Origin of the sequence: Chryseobacterium sp. NRRL B-14798 (genome assembly GCF_050470705.1) — a bacterium.
Classification (GTDB): domain Bacteria; phylum Bacteroidota; class Bacteroidia; order Flavobacteriales; family Weeksellaceae; genus Chryseobacterium; species Chryseobacterium cupriresistens.
This window is the reverse complement of the sequence record NZ_JBFLUL010000005.1, coordinates 3398864-3419408: the sequence shown is the minus strand read 5'-3', so window position 1 is coordinate 3419408 and position 20545 is coordinate 3398864. Positions and strand designations below refer to the sequence as shown.

Here is a 20545-nt window from a genome sequence, read left to right as displayed (position 1 = left end):
AAAAAAATCAGTTATGGCTAAAATTTCAACAGGGCAGATCGTTGCCGAAGTCACCAGAAAAGAATACATTACTGACCATTTTATCAGAGTGTATTTGTACTCACCGGAAGTTTATTTGTTCCAAAATACCATGGTGGGAGATAATAATAAGATCGCAGTTCCTCCGGCCGGACTGAATGAGGTTCATTTTCCCACACTGGATGAAAATCATCAATGGGTGTATCCACCTAAAGAAGTGGCTCCTGCAATCAGAACTTATACCCACAGAGGAATTGATCTGGAAAAAAATGAACTGATCATCGATTTTGTAGATCATGGAGACGGCGGACCGGCTTCCAGATGGATAAGAGAAGCTGAAGCAGGCTCCAAACTGGGAGTGATGATGCGCATGGAAGGTAAAGAGCTGTACCCTGCAGCAGATTGGTACCTGCTGGCCGGTGATGCTACGGCCATTCCGGTGATCAGCGCTATTCTGGAAACACTTCCCGAAACAGCAAAAGGAACCTGTATTATTGAAGTTCATGGAAAAGAAGACGAACAGCTGCTTGAAACTAAAGCACAGATTGATTTTAAGTGGCTGCACAATGCGCAGCCTCAGATCAGCAGTGAAATTACCCATGCGGTAAAAAGTATTGAGATCCCTGAAACTTCAAAATTCGGTTACGTTGCCTGTGAGTTTTCAAGTGTAAAAGAAATCCGAACTTATCTGAGAAAAGAGAAAAACTGGACTTCACAGGAATTGTACGCCTATTCTTACTGGAAAGCAGGTGTAGCAGAAAACGAATCTCAGGCAGACAGACATAAGGAGAAGGAATCGATGGAGTAGAAGGCAAGGATTTAAAGTTCAAGGTTTAAGGTTTAAGGTTTAAGGTTTAAGGTTGTAGGAACACCGAATCTTGTACCTCGAAACTCGTGACCCGTACCTCGCAAACCCGCAACATTCAACCAAAAACTTTGAACATTGAACATTGAACTATTATCTTTGCACTATGAAAGATTTAATGGGCAGAGCGATCTGGGATTATTACCACAATGAAAATCCGGAGGATCTGCAGACTGAAACGTCAATTTCTGAGCTGGATGAACTTCCGGTGGATTATTTATTCAGAGATTTTGAAGAAATGAATGATATTGAGCAGAAAGCACTGCAGTTATCCGAAGGAAAGGTTTTAGACATCGGAGCAGGTGCGGGTTCTCATTCTTTATACCTTCAGAATGAAAGAAATCTTGAGGTGACGGCATTGGATATTTCACCAAAATCTGTTGAGGTTTGTAAGCTGAGAGGGATTAAAAAGGCAGTTTGCGAAAATATGCTTGATTTCTCCGGAGAAACTTTTGATACTATTTTATTGCTGATGAACGGTACCGGAGTTTTTGAAAGCCTGGCAAAAATAGATACCTATCTTCAGAAACTGCATACATTACTGAATGATGGCGGACAGGTTTTAATTGACAGTACGGATATCCTGTATATGTTTGATCGTGATAAAGATGGCGGAGTATACATTCCTGCAGGCGGATATTATGGCGAGCTGGATTATGTGGTTCATTATAAAGGCGAATCTGAAGAACCGATCACCTGGTTGTATCTGGACTTCAATACCTTGAAAAATGCTGCCACAAATAATGGCTTCAAAATAGAAAGAGTGTTGAAAGATGAAGATTCTTACCTGGCAAAGCTGACCAAAAAATAATTTATAACAAGTCATTGCGAGCTGAAAGCGAAGCAATCTCACGAATTCATACATTGTCATTCTGTACACCGGGATGACTTTTTTTGTACTTATCCTAGCCCCGATAGAAACGGTTACCCCGCAGCAAAGAACAGGCCCTTCGACTACGCTCAGGGTGACGGCCGGGAGCGAGGAGTAAAAGTGGATAGCGGGAATCAGCTTCTTAATTATTGTCTGAATATATTGATAACCGTTGCCAGCGGATAAAAAGAAAACCATTCTGGGAAATAGAAATACATCATAACAACAGTTACTGCACATAAAATTACCGGAAATACATAGGATTTTGCACGGTAAGGGAGTTTTTGAGGAGTTACTAAAACGCTGATGACAAGTAAACCCAAAGCTCCTGCTGCAATGACCCCAATTTCGGGACTGTATCGGGAAGTTGTACCAAAATTAAAATGAGAAACCAGAACGTACTTCTGAAATATTAAAAAAAGGAAGCCAAATACCACCGTAAGAAACGCAGGAAAGTATTTTTTGAGTTTGATTAAATTAAACGCGAGTAGAATAGCTCCGGGAATTGTACTGAAAAGAATACTGCTGACAAAAATAGTCATTCGTGAATAAAGCCTGATAGCATCCGGATCTTCTGTAATATAATCTTTCCAGACCTCTACTTCTTCTGCATGTTTTGCTTTCTCTTCTTCTTTTTTACGTTGAATCAACTGCTGAACAGCCGTTTTTTCCTGCTCGCTGAAAACCCATCCTCTTTCTTCCAGAATTTCCAAAGCTGCCTGAACAGCCTCCGGAACAAAGCGGTTGCCTTCTTTTAAATATCCTTCTAATTCCAGATTGGAAAGCTTTCTTAAAACATTTTTGTTAACCATAAGCTGTAGATAAAAGAAAGGCTGCTTCCAGAGAAACAGCCTGTGATCTTATAAAGATGGTCATTATCCGATTTCAATACCGTTTTCAACATTGCTGTCGTCCGGTGTAACGAAAGATAATTTTCCGTCTGGTTTTGTTGTTAATAATAACATTCCCTGAGATTCAATTCCTCTGATTTTTCTTGGGGCAAGGTTCAGAAGGATCATTACCTGCTTCCCGATTAATTCCTCAGGAGTGAAACTTTCTGCAATTCCGGAAACAACAGTTCTTACATCTACCCCTGTATCTACAGTAAGCTTTAATAATTTGTCTGCTTTTTCTACTTTTTCAGCTTCTAAAATGGTTGCTGTTCTAAGGTCTATTTTAGTAAAGTCATCAAACGTGATCTCCTCTTTCATAGGGTTTGCGTTAGGGTTTGTTTTTTTATTGTTTTGTTTTGTGTTTTCCAGTTTTTGGATCTGAGCCTCGATGACATCGTCCGAAATTTGAGAGAATAAAATTGGAGCATTAGCCATTATTGAATGGCCAGCTTCAATTAATACTTTTGAATTCTCAACTTCAGACCATGTTTTTTGTTCTACATTAAAAATTTCATATAATTTTTGTGCTGTAAAAGGTAAAAATGGTTCAGCTAAATTTGCTAGTGCAACTGAAATTTGAGCTCCAATAAATAATGTATTTTTGGTTTTCTCAATGTCATTTTTAACCGTTTTCCAAGGCTCTTCATTCTGCAAGTATTGATTTCCAAATCTTGCAAGATTCATAAATGCTGTTAATGCATTTCTGAATTCATAATTTTCAAGAGAGTTTCTGATTTCTACAGCTCTTTTGCTGATTTCTTCTAATTCTGGTGCATTTACATCTCCTTCAGGAACTTTTCCTTCAAAGTTTTTGTTAATTAATACTGCAACACGATTAATGAAGTTGCCAAAAATATTAGCTAACTCAGAATTATTCTTAGTCTGGAAATCCTTCCATGTAAAGTTATTATCCTTTGTTTCCGGAGCAGATGAAAGAAGCGCATATCTTAAAACATCCTGCTGTCCGGGGAAGTCTTCCACATATTCATGAGCCCAAACTGCCCAGTTTCTTGATGTTGAGATCTTATCGTTCTCAAGGTTCAGGAATTCAAAAGCAGGAACATTAGCCGGCATGATATAATCTCCGTGTGCTTTCATCATCGAAGGGAAAATAATACAGTGGAATACAATATTATCCTTTCCGATAAAATGTACCAGATCACTTTCTGGACTCTGCCAGTAGTCTTTCCAGTCTTTTCCGTTTTTCTCTGCCCATTCTTTGGTGAAAGAGATATACCCGATAGGAGCATCAAACCATACATATAATACTTTTCCTTCAGCATTCGGAAGAGGAACCGGAACTCCCCAGTTCAGGTCTCTGGTCATGGCACGAGGCTTAAGACCGTCATTTAACCAAGATTTAACCTGTCCGTATACGTTAGGCTTCCAATCGTCTTTATGACCTTCAATGATCCACTCATTTAAAAAGTCTTCGTATTCATTTAATGGAAGATACCAGTTTTTTGTTTCTTTAAGGATAGGAACATTTCCGCTAAGCATTGATTTCGGATTGATCAGCTCAGAAGGAGAAAGGGTAGAGCCACATTTCTCACACTGGTCTCCGTAAGCGTTTTCGTTACCACAATTAGGGCAAGTTCCTACAATATAACGGTCAGCAAGGAATTCTCCTGCCTGCTCATCAAAATACTGCTCAGAAACTTCTTCCGTGAATTTTCCTTTCTCGTATAAAACCTTGAAGAAATCCTGGCTGGTTTCATAATGCTTCTTAGATGTTGTTCGGGAATATTCATCAAATGAAATTCCCAGATCAGAAAAAGACTTTTTGATGATTTCGTGATATTTGTCCACGATATCCTGAGGAGTTACTCCTTCTTTTTTAGCTCTTATGGTGATAGGAATCCCGTGCTCATCTGAACCACAGATAAACGCTACATCTTTTCCTAATCTTCTCTGAAATCTTGCGTAAACATCCGCAGGAATATAAACACCTGCCAAATGTCCTATATGAACCGGCCCGTTTGCGTAAGGCAAAGCTGCCGTAATCATCTTTCTGTTTGACATTTATAGTAAAGTTTTGACTGCAAAGATAAGGAATATCTGTTGAATACCGCTATTGGTGGTGTTATTATGCTGCAGAATACAAATTTTAAGGGCCGAACACCAAATTAAGTTAAACAATTGTTTAACATTTTCTTAAATTAAAACAAATGTTATGTAATGCATAAGACGTTGTAAAATATTGTATCCTAAAAAACTAACTAAAATCGGTTTCGTAATATACATAATTTTAACTAAAATTATATTAAATTTATAATAATTCTAATTTTTTTTTAAATTGCGAGTCTGGCTTGAGGCCTGAACATGACTAAAAAAACGAAACTATAAAAAAATAAGATTGTGAAGAATTTTACAACAGTATTAAAAATCGCGCCCGCTTTTTTACTGGCCAGTACAGTAATGCACGCGCAGAAAAAAGATTCTCTTCCTCAGGAGAAGAAGATTGACGAGGTTGTATTAATCGGATATGGAAAACAGAAAAAATCTGACCTTACCGGTTCAATAACTTCTGTTACGGCTAAAGACTTCAATGGAGGAGCTACTTCTGCCGGGCAGCTGATCCAGGGTAAAACGCCGGGGGTACAGATTACCAACAACAGTGGAGCGCCGGGTTCGGGTACAAAAATCAGAATTAGGGGTACTTCTTCTTTGAATGGTGAAAACTCACCATTAATTGTTATTGATGGTGTTCCTCAGGATTTTTCAGGGGTAAACGGTGCATCAGATCCTCTATCACTTATTAATCCAAATGATATAGAGAGTTTTGATATTCTGAAAGATGCTTCAGCTACTGCCATTTATGGTAACAGAGCTTCGAACGGAGTAATCTTAATTACCACAAAGAAAGGAACTGCTGGTAGATTTAAAGTGAATTTTTCAACACTTACATCTGTTTCAACAAAAATGGGCAATGTAGATGTCCTGAATGCCGATGAATACAGATCCTTTGTAAATGATCTGGCAAAAACAAATGCTGCTGTTGCAACAAATGCATCAAGGCTTGGCAATGCCAACACAAACTGGCAGAATCAGATTTATCAGAAAGCATGGGGAACAGATAATAACCTTGCATTCTCAGGGGGAGTTAAATGGTTACCATATCGTTTATCACTTGGATATAATGATCAGAATGGTATTGTAAAAACAAACTCTTTCAGAAGAACATCTGTGGGGTTAAATTTAAATCCTAAGTTTTTTGATAATCACCTTGCCGTAAATGTTAATGCAAAAGGTACTTTTACGGATAACAGGTTTGTGGATGGTGGAGTTATTAAAGCTGCTACTTATTTTGATCCAACTCAGCCCGTATATTCAGGGAATTCAAAATATGGAGGATATTATGAATGGACAGATCCTAATAATAATGTTACCGGACTGAATGTAAATGGTACATCAAACCCATTAGGTCTTTTAAATGGGGTACATGATGTATCTTCTGTTTGGAGAGGCTTAGGAAATATTCAATTGGACTATAAACTACACTTTCTGCCTGATCTGCATGTAAATGTTAATGCAGGATACGATTATTCTAAGAGTAACGGGGCAAAAACCGTAAGTCCTATATATAGAGCAGGTATCGTTGATTTGGGAACCTATAACCAATATACGATGGAGAAAAAGAATAAATTGTTGGAAACATATTTAAATTATTTAAAAACAATTACCTCTATTTCTACAACAGTTGATCTTACAGCAGGTTACGCATACCAGGACTTTCATACAATTATTCCCGGTTCTACTACACTTAAAGGAAGAGGGCAGAATACATTTACCAATGACTTTGAAACCAAAAATGTGCTTCTGTCATTCTACGGAAGAGGAATCTTTACAATCGCTAATAAATATATCCTTTCCGCTTCAATCAGAAGAGATGGATCTTCAAGATTTTATAATGGTACAAAAAGCAACGTTTGGGGGAACTTTCCTGGAGTATCCGTTGCTTGGAAAATTAATGAAGAAAACTTCCTGAAAGATACAGGTATTAATACTTTAAAATTAAGAGCTGGGTGGGGGAAAACAGGGCAACAGGAACTACCTGCTCTGGATACCAATAAACCACGAAATTACCCCTCCTATGCTGCTTATAATTTAAGTTCTAGCGGAGCTGAATATCAATTTGGAGATCAGTTCTTTTTCATGATGAGACCAGAGATTTACAATCCGAATCTGGGCTGGGAAATTACAACAACGAAAAATGCAGGTATTGATTTTGGTTTCGCAAAAAATAGGATCACAGGTTCCATTGATGTTTATCAGAAAGATACAAAAGACCTGATCGTAGATTCCCCTATTGCAGCAGGAGATTTAAGTAATCATAACCTTTTGAACGTAGGTAACATGCAGACAAAAGGTATTGAGGCTGCTATCACTTTTGTCCCAATAAAAAGAGAGAATACTACATGGGAAGTGTCCTTCAATGCTACACATTATAAATCAAAAATAACTAAACTGATTAATGGTGCAGATGATACGTACAGAATTTTAGTAGGAGGAATTGAAGGTGGTGTTAATAATACAATTCAAGCTCATACTGTAGGGCGTCAGCCTAATGCATTTTATGTATTCCAACAAGTTTATGATGTTAATGGAAAGCCTTTGGATGGTGTATATTTAGATAGAAACGGAGATGGTAAAATTGATGTTAATGACAGATATTATTATAAGTCTACACAGCCTGATGCTATTATAGGTTTTAATACCAAGTTTTCTCACAATAACTGGGATATTGGTTTGAGTGCAAGAGCTGTATTAGGAAATTATGTGTATAATAATGCTGCTTCCAATAGTTCTATTCAATCGTTAACAACCAATAATTATCTGCAGAATACATATTCTACAGCAGCAGATTATAGATTTTCAAGTCCTCAATATTTCTCTGACCTTTTTGTAGAGAATGCTTCATTCTTTAGATTAGATAATATCAATGCCGGATATAATTTTAAAGATATCTTCTATAAAGGTAGTAATGTAAGAGTATATGCAATGCTGCAAAATGTATTTGTGATTACCAAATATTCCGGAATAGACCCCGAAGTATTTGGAAATATTGACAATGGATATTATCAAATGCCAAAAGTGTATTCTTTAGGATTTAACTTTCAATTTTAAGAGAAATGAAAAAATTTAAAACAAATATAATTGCTGTTGCAGCATTATTTAGTATTCTTACAGTAACATCTTGTGTTAACGATTTAGAACAGCAGCCTATTACAGATGTAACTTCTGCAAGTGTTTTTACGGACTTTGCAAATTACCCTATGGCTTTAGCAAAAATTTATGGAGGTTTTGCAAATGGAGGACAGAGTGCAAATGGAGGAAACTCTGATATCAACGGAATTGATGGAAACTTTTCACAATATACAAGGGTACTGTACACCTTACAAACATTGCCAACAGATGAAGCTGTAATTGCTTGGAACGATGGTACTTTGCAAACAATTCATAAAATGACCTGGGATTCTTCCAGTGAATTTGTTGAAGGTGCATATTACAGAATCTTTACACAAATTGCTACAAGTAACGAATTTTTAAGAAATGTAACTGATGAAAAGTTAGCATCGAATAATATTACAGGAGCAAATTTAACTGAAGCTAAATATATGAGGGCAGAAGTAAGGTATCTGCGTGCTTTATCTTATTATTATGCTTTGGATTTATTTGGTAATGTTCCATTTGTGGACGAAAGCTATTTACCAGGTTCGGTAAATCCACCTAAAAGAATTACTCGTGCAGAACTTTTTAATTTTGTTGAAAGTGAATTAATGGCAGTAGCAGGAGAACTTAAAGATCCAAAAGCGAATGCTTATGGAAGAGTTGATAAAGCTGCGGCTTGGTCTTTACTTGCTCGTCTTTATCTCAACTCACAGGTATATAACGGATCGAACCATTATACAGATTGTATAACATATTGTAACAAAGTAATACAGGCAGGATATTCTCTGAAAACAAAATATGCTGATTTATTCCTTGCGGATAATGATAAAAATAATCCTGAAGTTATATTTCCAATTGCTTTCGATGGTGTTCATATCCAAACATCGGGAGGTACAACATATCTTATCCATGCTGGAGTAGGAGGAAGTATGCCAGGTTCTAGTTTCGGTATCAGTGGTGGCTGGGGTGGTCTAAGAACTACAAAAGCTTATGTTAATTTATTTGCAGGATCAGCTTCTGACCAAAGAAAAAGTTTTTATACAGATGGTCAGAATCTTGAAATTAATGATTTGGGAGTCTTTACAGACGGTTATGCATTTGTTAAATATAAAAATTTAACAAGTGATGGGAAGCCAGGATCTGATGCCTCAGGAAACTTCTGTGATACAGATATTCCAATCTTTAGATTAGCAGATATTTATCTGATGTATGCAGAAGCTACATTAAGAGGTGGAAGTGGCGGAAGTGCAGCTACAGCACTAGGATATGTGAATGCTTTAAGAACCCGCGCAAGTGCAGGAACAGTAGCGTCAATCAATCTAGACTATATATTAGACGAAAGAGGTAGAGAACTGGGCTGGGAAATGACCAGAAGAACAGACCTTATACGTTATGGTAAATTTACTACGGGAGCATATTTATGGCCATGGAAAGGAGGTGTTAAAGACGGAAAAAGTGTTGAAGACTACAGAAACCTTTATCCTATTCCTGCAAAAGATATTATTGCTAACCCAAATTTAGTTCAGAATCCTGGGTATTAATTTTAAATACTATTTAAAATGAAAAATTTATTCAAAATATTAGCCCTGGTTTTTACCGGACTTTTAGTTCTTTCTTGTGAAAAAGATGAAGATCAGGCGGTTGTTAATGAAACATCTGCAGGTAAAATAGCTGCTGATAAGAGTACAATAGTTCTTAATGAGCTTAATGCCAATGATGCTGTAATTACTTTTACATGGACAAAACCAACCTTTAGTATTGCTGTAGTTCCCAACCAAAAATTAGAATTTGGAATCAAGGGAAATAGTTTCAAAAAAACTGCTACTATTGACTTTTCTAATGATATGACCTCAGGAGCTGTTACCCATGCAGCAATGAATGCAGCAATGTTTTCTATTGGTGCCGTACCGGATGCTGTAAATGATATTGAGGTAAGATTGAAAACCTCTGTAGGGCCCGCAGCTTTTTATTCGAATGTAATCACAGTTAAGGTAACTCCTTATACTCCGAATCCGGATTTAGTATATCCGAAGATCAATGTACCGGGTAGCTATGCAGGAGCTGCAGGTTATGCCAACTGGACTCCGGGCAACTCACCGAATTTGTTTTCACCTGAGAAAAATGATAAATACAGAGGATTTATATGGATTAATACTGTTACCGGTGTTGATGATGGAAAATATAAGTTTTCTATTAATGAGGACTGGCCGGGAAATAAAGGAGATGATGGTACCAATTCCGGAAAACTGAAAGCGGATGGAGAAAACATAAAAGCTCCTGCAGCAGGAACCTACTACATTAAAGTAGACTGGGCTGCCAATACCTACTCTTCAGTTTTAGCCAACTTCGGAGTTATTGGTGATGCAACGCCTACGGGATGGGGATCAGATACGGATTTTGTTTATAATCCTGCAACCAAAACCTATGTTATCAATTCAATTGCTTTATCCAATACAGGAGTATTTAAATTCAGAGCCAATGATGACTGGGCAATAAAGTTCCAGCCAAAAGATGCAGAGCAGACTTTGGTTTCAGGAACAGGTGTTCAAGCCTATTTAAGCTCAGAGGGAACTGTTACAGGAGATCCTGGATATAAAGTTTCTCAGGCAGGAAATTATAAAATTGAACTGGATTTACACAATTCAGCATATTACAAATTAACCGTTACTAAATTGTAAATCAAACTCAACTCAAATAAAGCAAAGTGCTGCTTTACCGCAGCACTTTATTTTTTAAGTTAATAAATAGTCATTATGAAGAAAATTACAGTTGGAGCGCTTTTGCTCTCAATGATGTTTACAGGTGTGAAAGCCCAATCTTTAAAATCTCCGGACGGGAAGTTTGAAATGAACTTTCAGCTGAAAGAAGGAGTACCTTACTATAACCTAAAGTATAATGGTGCGGTAGTGGTGGAAGATTCTAAGTTGGGATTGCGATTATTTAAAGACACAGCCATAAAGTTCGCTTCTGAGATTGCCAAACCAGAAGATGCAAAATACGATCTGAACAACGGTTTTGCAAAGACAGATGAAAAAAGAGACTCTAAAAATGAAACCTGGCAGCCGGTTTTAGGAGAAAAGAAAAATTATATCAATCATTACAACGAGCTGGCAGTTACCCTGAACCAGGCTTCTACAGACAGAAGTATTGTAGTGAAATTCAGACTATTCAATGATGGATTGGGTTTCAGATATGAATTCCCACAGCAGAAAAATCTTAATTACTTTGTGATCAGAGAAGAAGACTCTGAAATCGATTTCCCTACCGATATGAAGGCATGGTGGATGGTTGCCGATTACGACTCTCAGGAGTATCAGTATCAGGAGACAAAAGTATCTGAGATTCCTTCAAAATGGGATAAAGCATATGATGCCAACGCTTCCCAGTCACTGGTGAAAAATGCAGTTCAGTCTCCTTTAATGCTTAAAAAAGAAGGAAAAGAGCCTTTGTATATCAACGTTGCTGAAGCTGCTGTATTGGATTATCCGGCTTCACATCTTGAAGTAGATGCACAGAATTATAAATTCAAAACGCATTTGACTGCCGACAGACAGGGAGCAAAAGGATATATTCAGACACCGTCAGTAACACCTTGGAGAACGATTATTGTAGCTCCGAAAGCTGAACAGGTGATGGATTCTAAAATGATCTTCAATCTTAATGAGCCTACAAAATATACCGACACTTCTTACATTCACCCTACAAAATACATGGGAGTCTGGTGGGAAATGATCATCGGAAAATCTCAGTGGGCATATTCTACTGCTGAAAATGTTCATTTAGGTAAAACAGATTTTGCTAAGCTTACTCCAAACGGAAAGCATGCAGCCAACAATACAAAAGTTAAGGAATACATTGACTTTGCGGCAGAAAACGGATTCCAGGGATTGTTGATCGAAGGATGGAACATCGGTTGGGAAGACTGGTTCGGACATTCAAAAGAGTTTGTTTTTGATTTCATTACTCCTTACCCGGACTTTGACATCAAAATGTTGAATGAATATGCCCATTCAAAAGGAATCAAGCTAATCATGCACCATGAAACTTCTGGTTCTGCCACGAACTATGAAAGATGGGCTGATAAAGCTTTCCAGACGATGAACAAATATGGTTATGATGCCGTAAAAACAGGATATGTAGGAGATATCATTCCTAGAGGGGAACATCATTATTCTCAATGGACCATTAATCATTATTATAGAATTGCTGAAAAAGCAAACGACTATAAAATCATGGTTAATTCCCATGAATCTGTACGTCCTACAGGAGAAAGCCGTACCTATCCGAACTACATCTCTGCAGAAGCAGCACGTGGAACAGAATATGAAGCATTCGGAGGAAATAAACCGGACCACCAGACGGTTCTTCCGTTTACAAGATGGATGGGAGGTTCTATGGACTATACACCGGGAATTTTCCAGACGAAACTAGACTATTATTTCCCTGGAGATAACCGTTTCGTAAAAACTACTTTGGTAAAACAGCTGGCGCTTTATGTAACGATGTATATGCCGCTTCAGATGGCTGCAGACCTTCCTGAAAACTACAAAAAGCATATGGATGCGTTCCAGTTTATCAAGGATGTGGCAGCAGATTGGGATGATACCAAAATTTTATCTGCAGAACCTGGTGATTATGTGGTGACAGCAAGAAAAGCAAAAGGAACTGAAAACTGGTTTGTAGGAGGTATTACCGATGAAAACAAACGTGAATATACAGTAGATTTCTCATTCCTGGACAAAGGAAAGAAATATGAGGCAACCATCTATGAAGATGGAAAAGATGCCGATTATATCGATAATCCTCAAAGTTATAATATCTATAAGAAAGAGATTACAGGAAAATCGAAAATTAATTTTAAAATGGCAAGAAGCGGCGGTTTCGCAATTTCTATTAAACCAGTAAAATAATTGTAAGATACACTAAGGTGCCCCGGTTCATTGATTTTTTAATGTTCCGGGGTATTTTTTTAAGTATTTATCCGCTGTCTGGCTGATTTTCCCATTTTGTCCAAATCCAATTATTCATGATGAAATCTATATGAAGATACTTAATCTTATCGTTGTTGTAAAAAGATGTCAAAAAATAGACTTTCTCTTATATTTTTCGATGTATATATAAAAATTTAATGCTAAATTGAACACTAATATGAAGACAATATATGCAGCATTCGCCATTTCTATAGCTTCTTTCGCTTTTTCCCAGAAAAACCTGGAAAGAGTAGAACCGGCTTTCTGGTGGAAAGGAATGAAAAATCCTGAACTTCAGATTCTTGTGTACGGAAAAGAAGTGGCTAAAAACGAGATTACGCTTTCAGATGGTATACAGATCAAAGACATCCGGAAAGTAGATAATCCTAACTATGTTTTTATTACAGTCAATACCAACGAAATAAACGTTCCGAAGTTTGCTATCAATATTAAAAAAGGTAAAAAGAATCTTGGTTCATACACTTATGAATTAAAGCAAAGAAATCCCGGATCTGCGAGCCGCGAGTCTTTTACTTCAAAAGACTTTATGTATCTGATCATGCCGGACCGATTTGCCAACGGGGATGAAAAGAATGATTCAAAACCGGAACTTACCGAAAAAGCAGATCGTAGTCTTCCCAACGGCAGGCATGGTGGAGATCTTCGTGGAATTATCAACAACCTTGATTATATTCAGAATCTGGGGGCTACAGCGGTCTGGCTTACTCCTGTGAATGAGGATAACGAAAAAGTGTATTCCTACCACGGCTATGCCCAGACTGATCTCTATAAAATAGATGGCCGCTACGGCACCAATGAAGACTATAAAACATTATCCCAGGAGTTGAATAAGCGAAATATGAAGCTGGTGATGGATTATGTAACCAACCACTGGGGCGGATCACACTGGATGATCAAAGACCTTCCTTCAAAAGACTGGATTCATTGGTTTGATGAAGGAGAGAAAGGGTTTAAACGTTCCAATTATAAAACGACAACACAGTTTGATACCAATGCTTCAGATATTGATAAAAAATATGCACTGGACGGATGGTTTGATACGACCATGCCTGATATCAACCAAAAAAATCCATTGGTTCTGAAGTATCTGATTCAAAATGCAATCTGGTGGATAGAATATGCAGAACTGGGAGGATTTCGTGTAGATACTTATCCCTACAATGATAAAGATGCCATGGCAAAATGGGCCAAAGCGATCACCGATGAATATCCGAAATTCAATATCGTAGGGGAAACATGGCTGTATACAGCAGCTCAAATTGCAGCATGGCAGAAAAATTCGAAGATAGGAGAAATAGAAGGGTACAATTCAAATTTACCTTCTGTGATGGATTTTATGCTGTTTGAAAATATGCCTAAAGCACTCAAAGAAAAAGAAAGCTGGGATAAAGGAATGATTCGTATTTACGATTCTTTTACCAGCGATTTCCTTTATCCGGATATCAATAATACCCTTGTTTTCTTTGAAAATCATGATACCGAAAGATGGAACGAAATCTTTAATGCAAATCCAGATGCCTATAAAATGGCGCTCACTCTGATCTCGACAGTAAGAGGAATTCCGCAGATTTATTACGGATCTGAAATAGGAATGAGAGGAGATAAAAAGACCGGTGGTGACGCAGATATCCGCAGAGACTTTCCTGGTGGCTGGAAATCTGACACACAAAACGCTTTCAATCCATCCGCTCAAACTGCGGAGCAGAAAGAATTTTTCCGGTTTACTCAGAAGTTATTGAACTGGAGAAAAGGCAAAGACGTGATACATCATGGAAAAACTAAAAATTTCGTTCCTCAGGATGGTGTTTTTGTTTATTTCAGATATAATGAAAAAGAAACGGTAATGGTGGTGGTCAACAATAATGAAAAAGATCAGACGTTAGATCTGAAACGGTTTGCAGAATCGCTGAATGGATTTACAAAAGGAAAAGAAATTATTTCAGACAAAGAAATTTCATTGCAAAAGAGCATGAATATTCCGGCAAAAACGCCATTCATCATTGAACTAGAAAAATAATAATTACCTATGAAAAAACTAACGACTGCTTATACATTAATCCTTTTTTTACTGGGGGTTTCTTTACTTACAGCACAGTCGAAGACCGGATTTGAAAAAGAAAAATCGGAAATCACTACCATGCTTGATACCTTCAATGCAATGGCGGCAAAAGCAGATTATGATGCCTATTTTAATCTGTTTGCAGATGAATCTACCTTTATCGGTACAGACGCTACTGAAATCTGGGACAAAAAAGCATTTATGGTATGGGCAAAACCTTATTTTGACAAAAAGAAAACCTGGAATTTTAAAGCCCTTAAAAGAAATATTTACTTCAGCAAAGACGGAAAACTGGCCTGGTTTGACGAATTGCTGGATACACAGATGAAGATCTGCAGAGGCTCAGGAGTGGTAGAGAAAATCAACGGAAGCTGGAAGGTAAAACAATATGTTCTTTCTGTGACAGTGCCTAATGAGGTTGTTGATAAAGTGGTTATTGAGAAGGCCCCTATCGAAGATGCATTAATTCAAAAACTGAAGTCGTAATGGCAATAATGATGGGGAAATACGATACTGGGAAGGTAGGAAAAAGGAAAAAGCCAGACTTATCCATGCTCCAGATTATCAATATGAGCATGGGATTCCTGGGAATTCAGATGGCATTCGGATTACAGAATGGAAATGCGAGCCGTATTCTGGGGAATTTAGGAGCAGATGTTCACGAATTATCCTGGTTCTGGCTGGTGGCTCCTATTACAGGACTCATTGTTCAACCTATTATCGGCCATATGGGTGATAATACATGGAGTCCGTTGGGAAGGAGAAAGCCTTATTTCCTTATTGGCGCTGTTTTGTGTGCGATAGGATTGGTTCTCCTTCCAAATGCAGCATCCGTTACTCAGATGTTTGCCGCCAATGCACTTTTGTTAGCGGTAATATTTTTAGCCATGATGGATGCTTCAGTGAATATTGCCATGGAACCTTTCCGGGCTTTGGTAGGAGATATGCTCCCGAAACATCAGGGTACGATAGGATTTTCTGTACAAACAATTCTGATTGGAATCGGAGCGGTATTAGGCTCTTATCTTCCGGACTGGTTAACAAAAATGGGGATTTCCAATGAAGCACCGGCAGGATTTGTAGCAGATAATGTTATTTACTCTTTTTATATTGGCGCGGGATTGCTTATCATATCAATTCTATACACGATCATGACAACCAGAGAATATTCTCCACAGGAATTTGCTGATTTTGAAGATGGAAAAGACGCAGACCAACATAATTCTAAGTTTTCAGATATTTTCAAAGATTTTGCAGCAATTCCTTTGCAGATGAAAAAGCTGGGAATTGTTCAGTTTTTCTCATGGTTCGCATTGTTTACCATGTGGGTATTTACCACCAGTGCTCTGGCCACTCATCATTTCGGACTTTCCCCGGAAGATACCCATTCCAAGGCATTCAATGATGCAGGTGACCTTACCGGAAAGCTCTTCGGAATGTACAATCTCTGGGCGATTCCGTTCGCATTTCTGCTGACTCCAATAGCAAAAAAGATTGGTAAAAAGCAGACTCATGCTTTAGCTTTATTATGTGGAGGTTTGGGATTGGTTTCCATGTATTTCATTAAAGATGTCAACAATTTATGGATCTCAATGATCGGATTAGGCTTTGCCTGGGCAAGTATTTTAGCAATGCCTTATGCAATGCTTATTGAGGTGATTCCACAACGGAAAATGGGCGTTTATATGGGAATATTCAATTTCTTTATTGTGATTCCTCAGATCATCAATGGTTTGTTCGGAGGTCCCATCGTAAGCGGGATTTTCGGAAAACAGGCGATGGATTATGTTGTGGTAGGAGGCGTTTGCATGCTGATTGGAGCTGTAGTGACCATGATTTTTGTGAAATCTGAAGATGAAACCGCTAAGGAAATTGAAGAAGAAATCAAGCAGGTACATTTTTAACTAGAAATTAGAAGTTAGAAGCTAGAAATTAGAAGTTAGAAATTAGAAGTTGCATTGAAAACTTTAATTTAGATTTAATACTATAATGAAATTCAATAGAAGCGGGCTTTAGCCCGCTTTCTTTTTAAACATCCATCAATTGGCTTTAGAGCCAAAACTTAAAACCTATCCTTCGTATGCTTATTATTTTTTGATCTTAAGATTGCAATAATCTCCCGCAGATTTTCACAGATATCACAGATGCTTGCACTTGTTTAATCATTGGAAGAAAAAATATCCAGTATAAAATTTTATCCCAGATAAAATCCTTGCGCCCTAAAAACATATCAAATGCAAAAAATCGCGTCTTTGCGTAATCCAACCTAGCCTATATTTTCACTTTTTCACCCTTTTTACTTCTCCAATTTCCTTTCTTAACCTACATCAACTTTTTAAACACCCACATCCCGTACATTTGTACCATAAATAATCACAGAAAATGAAAACAGTATATCATAAAGCAGATTCAAGAGGCCATGCCAACCACGGATGGTTAAATTCTTACCATACATTCAGTTTTGCCAACTATCAAAACAGAGATAGAACCAACTTCGGCGTTTTAAGAGTATTGAACGATGACACCGTTTCGCAGGGAATGGGCTTCGGGACACACCCGCACAGAGATATGGAAATTATATCCATTCCTTTGGAAGGAGATCTGGAACATAAAGACTCCATGGGAACCACAGCGGTGATCAGAAAAGGAGAAATTCAGGTGATGAGTGCCGGAACCGGTGTTATGCACAGCGAATACAATAAAAATAAAGATGAAGAAGTAAAATTCCTTCAGATCTGGGTGTTCCCAAAAGAACAGAATGTTGAACCGAGATACGATCAGAAAAGTATCAAAGAAGGGGAAAAAATCAATGGATTCCAGCAGATTTTATCTCCCAATAAAAATGATGACGGAGTTTGGATTCATCAGGATGCATGGTTCAATCTGGCCAACTTTAAAAAAGGAAACGGTAAAAATTATATGCTCAACAAAAAAGGAAACGGAGTGTATGCGTTTGTTTTAAAAGGAAGCGCAAAAATCGGAGACCGTGTCCTGAATGAAAGAGACGGATTAGGAATCTGGGATACACAGAGCTTTAATATTGAAGCGGTAGAAGACACTGAAGTATTATTAATGGAAGTACCAATGGAATTACCGTCTTATCTTAAATAAAAAACTAAATTTGTAATCTTAAAAATAAACCTCACCTATGAAAATTTTAGCAATAGCAGGAAGTAATTCAGAAGTTTCAATGAACAAGCAGTTGGTAGCCTATGCATCAACGTTATTTGAAAATGCAGAAGTAGAAGTAATCGATTTAAACCCTTTCGAAATGCCTATCTATAAACACGAAAGAGAATTAGCAGGCGGTGTTCCACAGGAAGCTCATGATTTCGCAGCAAAAATTGACGGTGCTGATGTATTACTTGTTTCTTTGGGAGAGCACAACGGAACGTATTCTACAGCATTCAAAAATGTGTTCGACTGGGTATCCAGAATCAAAGACAGAACAGTCTGGAACGAAGTACCAATGCTATTGATGTCTACATCACCCGGAGGTAGAGGTGGAGCAGGTGTTTTGGAAGCAGCATCAAAGCGTTTCCCTTTCCACGGAGGAAATGTGGTAGAAACTTTTTCACTTCCTTTCTTTAATGATAACTTTGATAAAGTCGCTCAGAAAATTTCTAATGAAGAGAAAGACAGTGAGTTAAAAGAAAAAATTAAGAAGATTGCAGCCATTGAAACAATCCTTGAAAAATAGAATTTGAATATTCATTTAAAATTACTATTTTTGCAAAAAGAAAAGAGATGAAAATTCAGACCTCCTATAAACAATGTTTTTCTCATAAAGGGAAAGTTGTGGGCTCTGAAATTCTGAGATAAAATAACGGCCGATAATCTGAAAAGATTGTCGGCTTTTTTGTTTTCTAAAATTGAGTATAAAAGTAATTGAAATATTAAAAGATAAGAAGACGCAAGACGTCAGATACAAGATAAGAATCATCTGAAATCTGAGATCTGAAATCCTATATCTAAAAATCTAAGCAGACATGAGCAACACTTACAAATCAGCAGGAGTAGACAAAGAAGAAGGATACAAAACGGTTGACAAGATCAAAAAAGCGGTCGGTGAAACCCACAATTCCAATGTACTGAACCACTTGGGAAGTTTTGGTGCTTTCTATGAAATCGGAGGATACAAAAATCCGGTTCTTGTATCAGGAACAGATGGAGTAGGAACAAAGCTGAAAGTAGCTTTAGATACTAAAAAATATGATTCTATCGGGGTAGATTGCTTCGCAATGTGTGCCAACGATATTCTTTGCCACGGTGCTAAACCTTTATTCTTCCTGGATTATCTGGCTTGCGGAAAGCTGGATTCGGAAATCGCTGCAGAAATCGTTTTAGGAATGGTTGCCGCTTGTAAGGATAACAACTGTGCACTGATTGGAGGAGAAACTGCTGAAATGCCCGGAATGTACCAGCCTGGAGATTACGATGTTGCCGGATTCTGTGTAGGAATCGTAGAAAAAGACCAGATCATTGACGGTTCTAAGATCAAAGCTGGAAACAAAATTATTGCATTACCAAGCTCAGGATTCCACTCAAACGGATTCTCTTTAGTACGAAAAGTATTCCCGGACTTTGAGGAAGAGTTTGAAGGAAAACCATTATACGAGACGCTTTTAGTTCCTACAAGACTATACTACAAAGATATTCACAAAGTATTGGAAGAAGTAAGAGTAGAAGGAATTGCCCACATCACAGGAGGTGGTCTTTACGAAAACGTTCCAAGAATTATTCCGGAAGGACTTTGTGCTTCTATCGACGAATCAAAAATCAGAATTCCTAGTGTGATGCTTGAACTTGAAAAAAGAGGTGGAGTGGCACGTAAAGAAATGCACGGAACATTCAATATGGGCGTAGGAATGGTAATCGTTGTAGATGCTGAACATGCTGAAAAAGTATTGCACCTTTTAGATGATGCTTACGAAATCGGAGAAATCACTGAAGGAGCAGAGAAAATTAATTTGAAATTTTAAATGACATCAGATTTCAGATCTTAAATATCAGACGTAAGTCTGTAATCTTTAATCTGACATCTAACATCTGAATAATGAAGAACATTGTTGTACTCGTATCCGGTTCAGGAACCAATCTGCAGAGAATCATTGATACTATCGATTCAGGAGAAATCCAGAATGCAAAAGTAACTTTGGTGGTAGCAGACAGAGAATGTTTCGGACTGGAAAGAGCAAAAAATCACAATATAGAAAACATACTCATTCCGAGAGGAAAGAACTTCAGCAGCGAATTGGCCAAAGTAATCCCTGAAAATACAGATCTGATTGTATTGGCAGGATTTTTATCCATCTTAAAATCTGAATTCTGTGAAAACTGGAATGGTAAAATAATCAATATTCACCCGGCTTTGCTTCCGAAATTCGGAGGAAAAGGAATGTGGGGAATGAACGTTCACAATGCAGTTATTGAAGCGAAAGAAATAGAGAGTGGGGCAACTGTACATTTTGTGACACCAGGGATTGACGAAGGAGAAGCTATTCTTCAGAAGTCTTTCGAAGTAACCGCTGAGGACACTCCTGAAACCCTGGCTCAGAAAGTTCACCAGATTGAATATGAAATATTTCCGATAGCGATCAATAAGGTCCTGGGAAATGAATAAATATAACAATGTATCAGTGTACCAATTTACCAATGTTGAAGGTATTTTTACAT

The 20545-nt window shown here is 37.7% G+C and carries 15 protein-coding genes; 13 read left to right on the top strand and 2 right to left on the bottom strand.

The window, feature by feature from the left end:
- The first annotated feature begins 13 nt into the window (after positions 1–13).
- Complete coding sequence (locus AB1278_RS15780) at positions 14–826, top strand: siderophore-interacting protein (protein ID WP_411413695.1); 813 nt, start codon at positions 14–16, stop codon at positions 824–826.
- Between the two features lie 163 nt (positions 827–989).
- Positions 990–1694, top strand: coding sequence for a class I SAM-dependent methyltransferase (locus AB1278_RS15775; protein ID WP_429815564.1), 705 nt, complete (start codon positions 990–992; stop codon positions 1692–1694).
- Positions 1695–1900: 206 nt separating this feature from the next.
- On the opposite strand, the gene AB1278_RS15770 is transcribed toward AB1278_RS15775, so the two are convergent.
- Both AB1278_RS15770 and metG read right to left on the bottom strand, forming a co-directional pair.
- Positions 1901–2566: a hypothetical protein gene (locus tag AB1278_RS15770; protein WP_202843975.1), complete on the bottom strand. Its 666-nt coding sequence runs from the start codon at positions 2564–2566 to the stop codon at positions 1901–1903.
- Positions 2567–2629: 63 nt separating this feature from the next.
- Positions 2630–4669 carry a methionine--tRNA ligase gene (gene metG, locus AB1278_RS15765; RefSeq protein WP_429815560.1) on the bottom strand — a complete coding sequence of 680 codons (2040 nt, stop codon included), beginning with the start codon at positions 4667–4669 and terminating at the stop codon, positions 2630–2632.
- Positions 4670–5005: 336 nt separating this feature from the next.
- Here metG and AB1278_RS15760 point away from each other — a divergent pair, with 336 nt between their 5' ends.
- The 11 genes from AB1278_RS15760 (at position 5006) to purN (ending at position 20492) form a co-directional block, all read left to right on the top strand.
- A complete protein-coding gene (locus tag AB1278_RS15760) occupies positions 5006–7774 on the top strand; it encodes a SusC/RagA family TonB-linked outer membrane protein (protein ID WP_343639841.1) in 2769 nt (922 codons plus the stop codon).
- Positions 7775–7779: 5 nt separating this feature from the next.
- On the top strand, positions 7780–9360 hold the full coding sequence (locus tag AB1278_RS15755) for a RagB/SusD family nutrient uptake outer membrane protein (protein ID WP_343639843.1): 1581 nt from the start codon (positions 7780–7782) through the stop codon (positions 9358–9360).
- Positions 9361–9378: 18 nt separating this feature from the next.
- Complete coding sequence (locus AB1278_RS15750; protein WP_343639846.1) at positions 9379–10497, top strand: SusE domain-containing protein; 1119 nt, start codon at positions 9379–9381, stop codon at positions 10495–10497.
- Positions 10498–10572: 75 nt separating this feature from the next.
- On the top strand, positions 10573–12729 hold the full coding sequence (locus AB1278_RS15745) for a glycoside hydrolase family 97 protein (protein WP_110009357.1): 2157 nt from the start codon (positions 10573–10575) through the stop codon (positions 12727–12729).
- Positions 12730–12967: 238 nt separating this feature from the next.
- On the top strand, positions 12968–14827 hold the full coding sequence (locus tag AB1278_RS15740; RefSeq protein ID WP_429815555.1) for a glycoside hydrolase family 13 protein: 1860 nt from the start codon (positions 12968–12970) through the stop codon (positions 14825–14827).
- Between the two features lie 9 nt (positions 14828–14836).
- Entirely contained in the window at positions 14837–15355 is a 519-nt protein-coding gene (locus AB1278_RS15735; RefSeq protein WP_202843956.1) for a nuclear transport factor 2 family protein, read from the top strand.
- Complete coding sequence (locus AB1278_RS15730) at positions 15355–16773, top strand: MFS transporter (protein ID WP_395973058.1); 1419 nt, start codon at positions 15355–15357, stop codon at positions 16771–16773. Before AB1278_RS15735 ends, AB1278_RS15730 begins: the two co-directional genes overlap by 1 nt.
- Before the next feature lie 478 nt (positions 16774–17251).
- Positions 17252–17980, top strand: a complete 729-nt coding sequence (locus AB1278_RS15725) for a pirin family protein (RefSeq protein ID WP_034696330.1) — start codon at positions 17252–17254, stop codon at positions 17978–17980.
- Positions 17981–18017: 37 nt separating this feature from the next.
- Positions 18018–18569 carry an NADPH-dependent FMN reductase gene (locus AB1278_RS15720; protein ID WP_429815550.1) on the top strand — a complete coding sequence of 184 codons (552 nt, stop codon included), beginning with the start codon at positions 18018–18020 and terminating at the stop codon, positions 18567–18569.
- 289 nt (positions 18570–18858) lie between these two features.
- On the top strand, positions 18859–19851 hold the full coding sequence (purM, locus tag AB1278_RS15715; protein WP_202843952.1) for a phosphoribosylformylglycinamidine cyclo-ligase: 993 nt from the start codon (positions 18859–18861) through the stop codon (positions 19849–19851).
- A 74-nt stretch (positions 19852–19925) separates the two neighbouring features.
- Positions 19926–20492 (top strand): phosphoribosylglycinamide formyltransferase, encoded by a 567-nt coding sequence (gene purN, locus AB1278_RS15710; protein WP_062670812.1) that lies wholly within the window; start codon positions 19926–19928, stop codon positions 20490–20492.
- Positions 20493–20545: the final 53 nt, after the last annotated feature.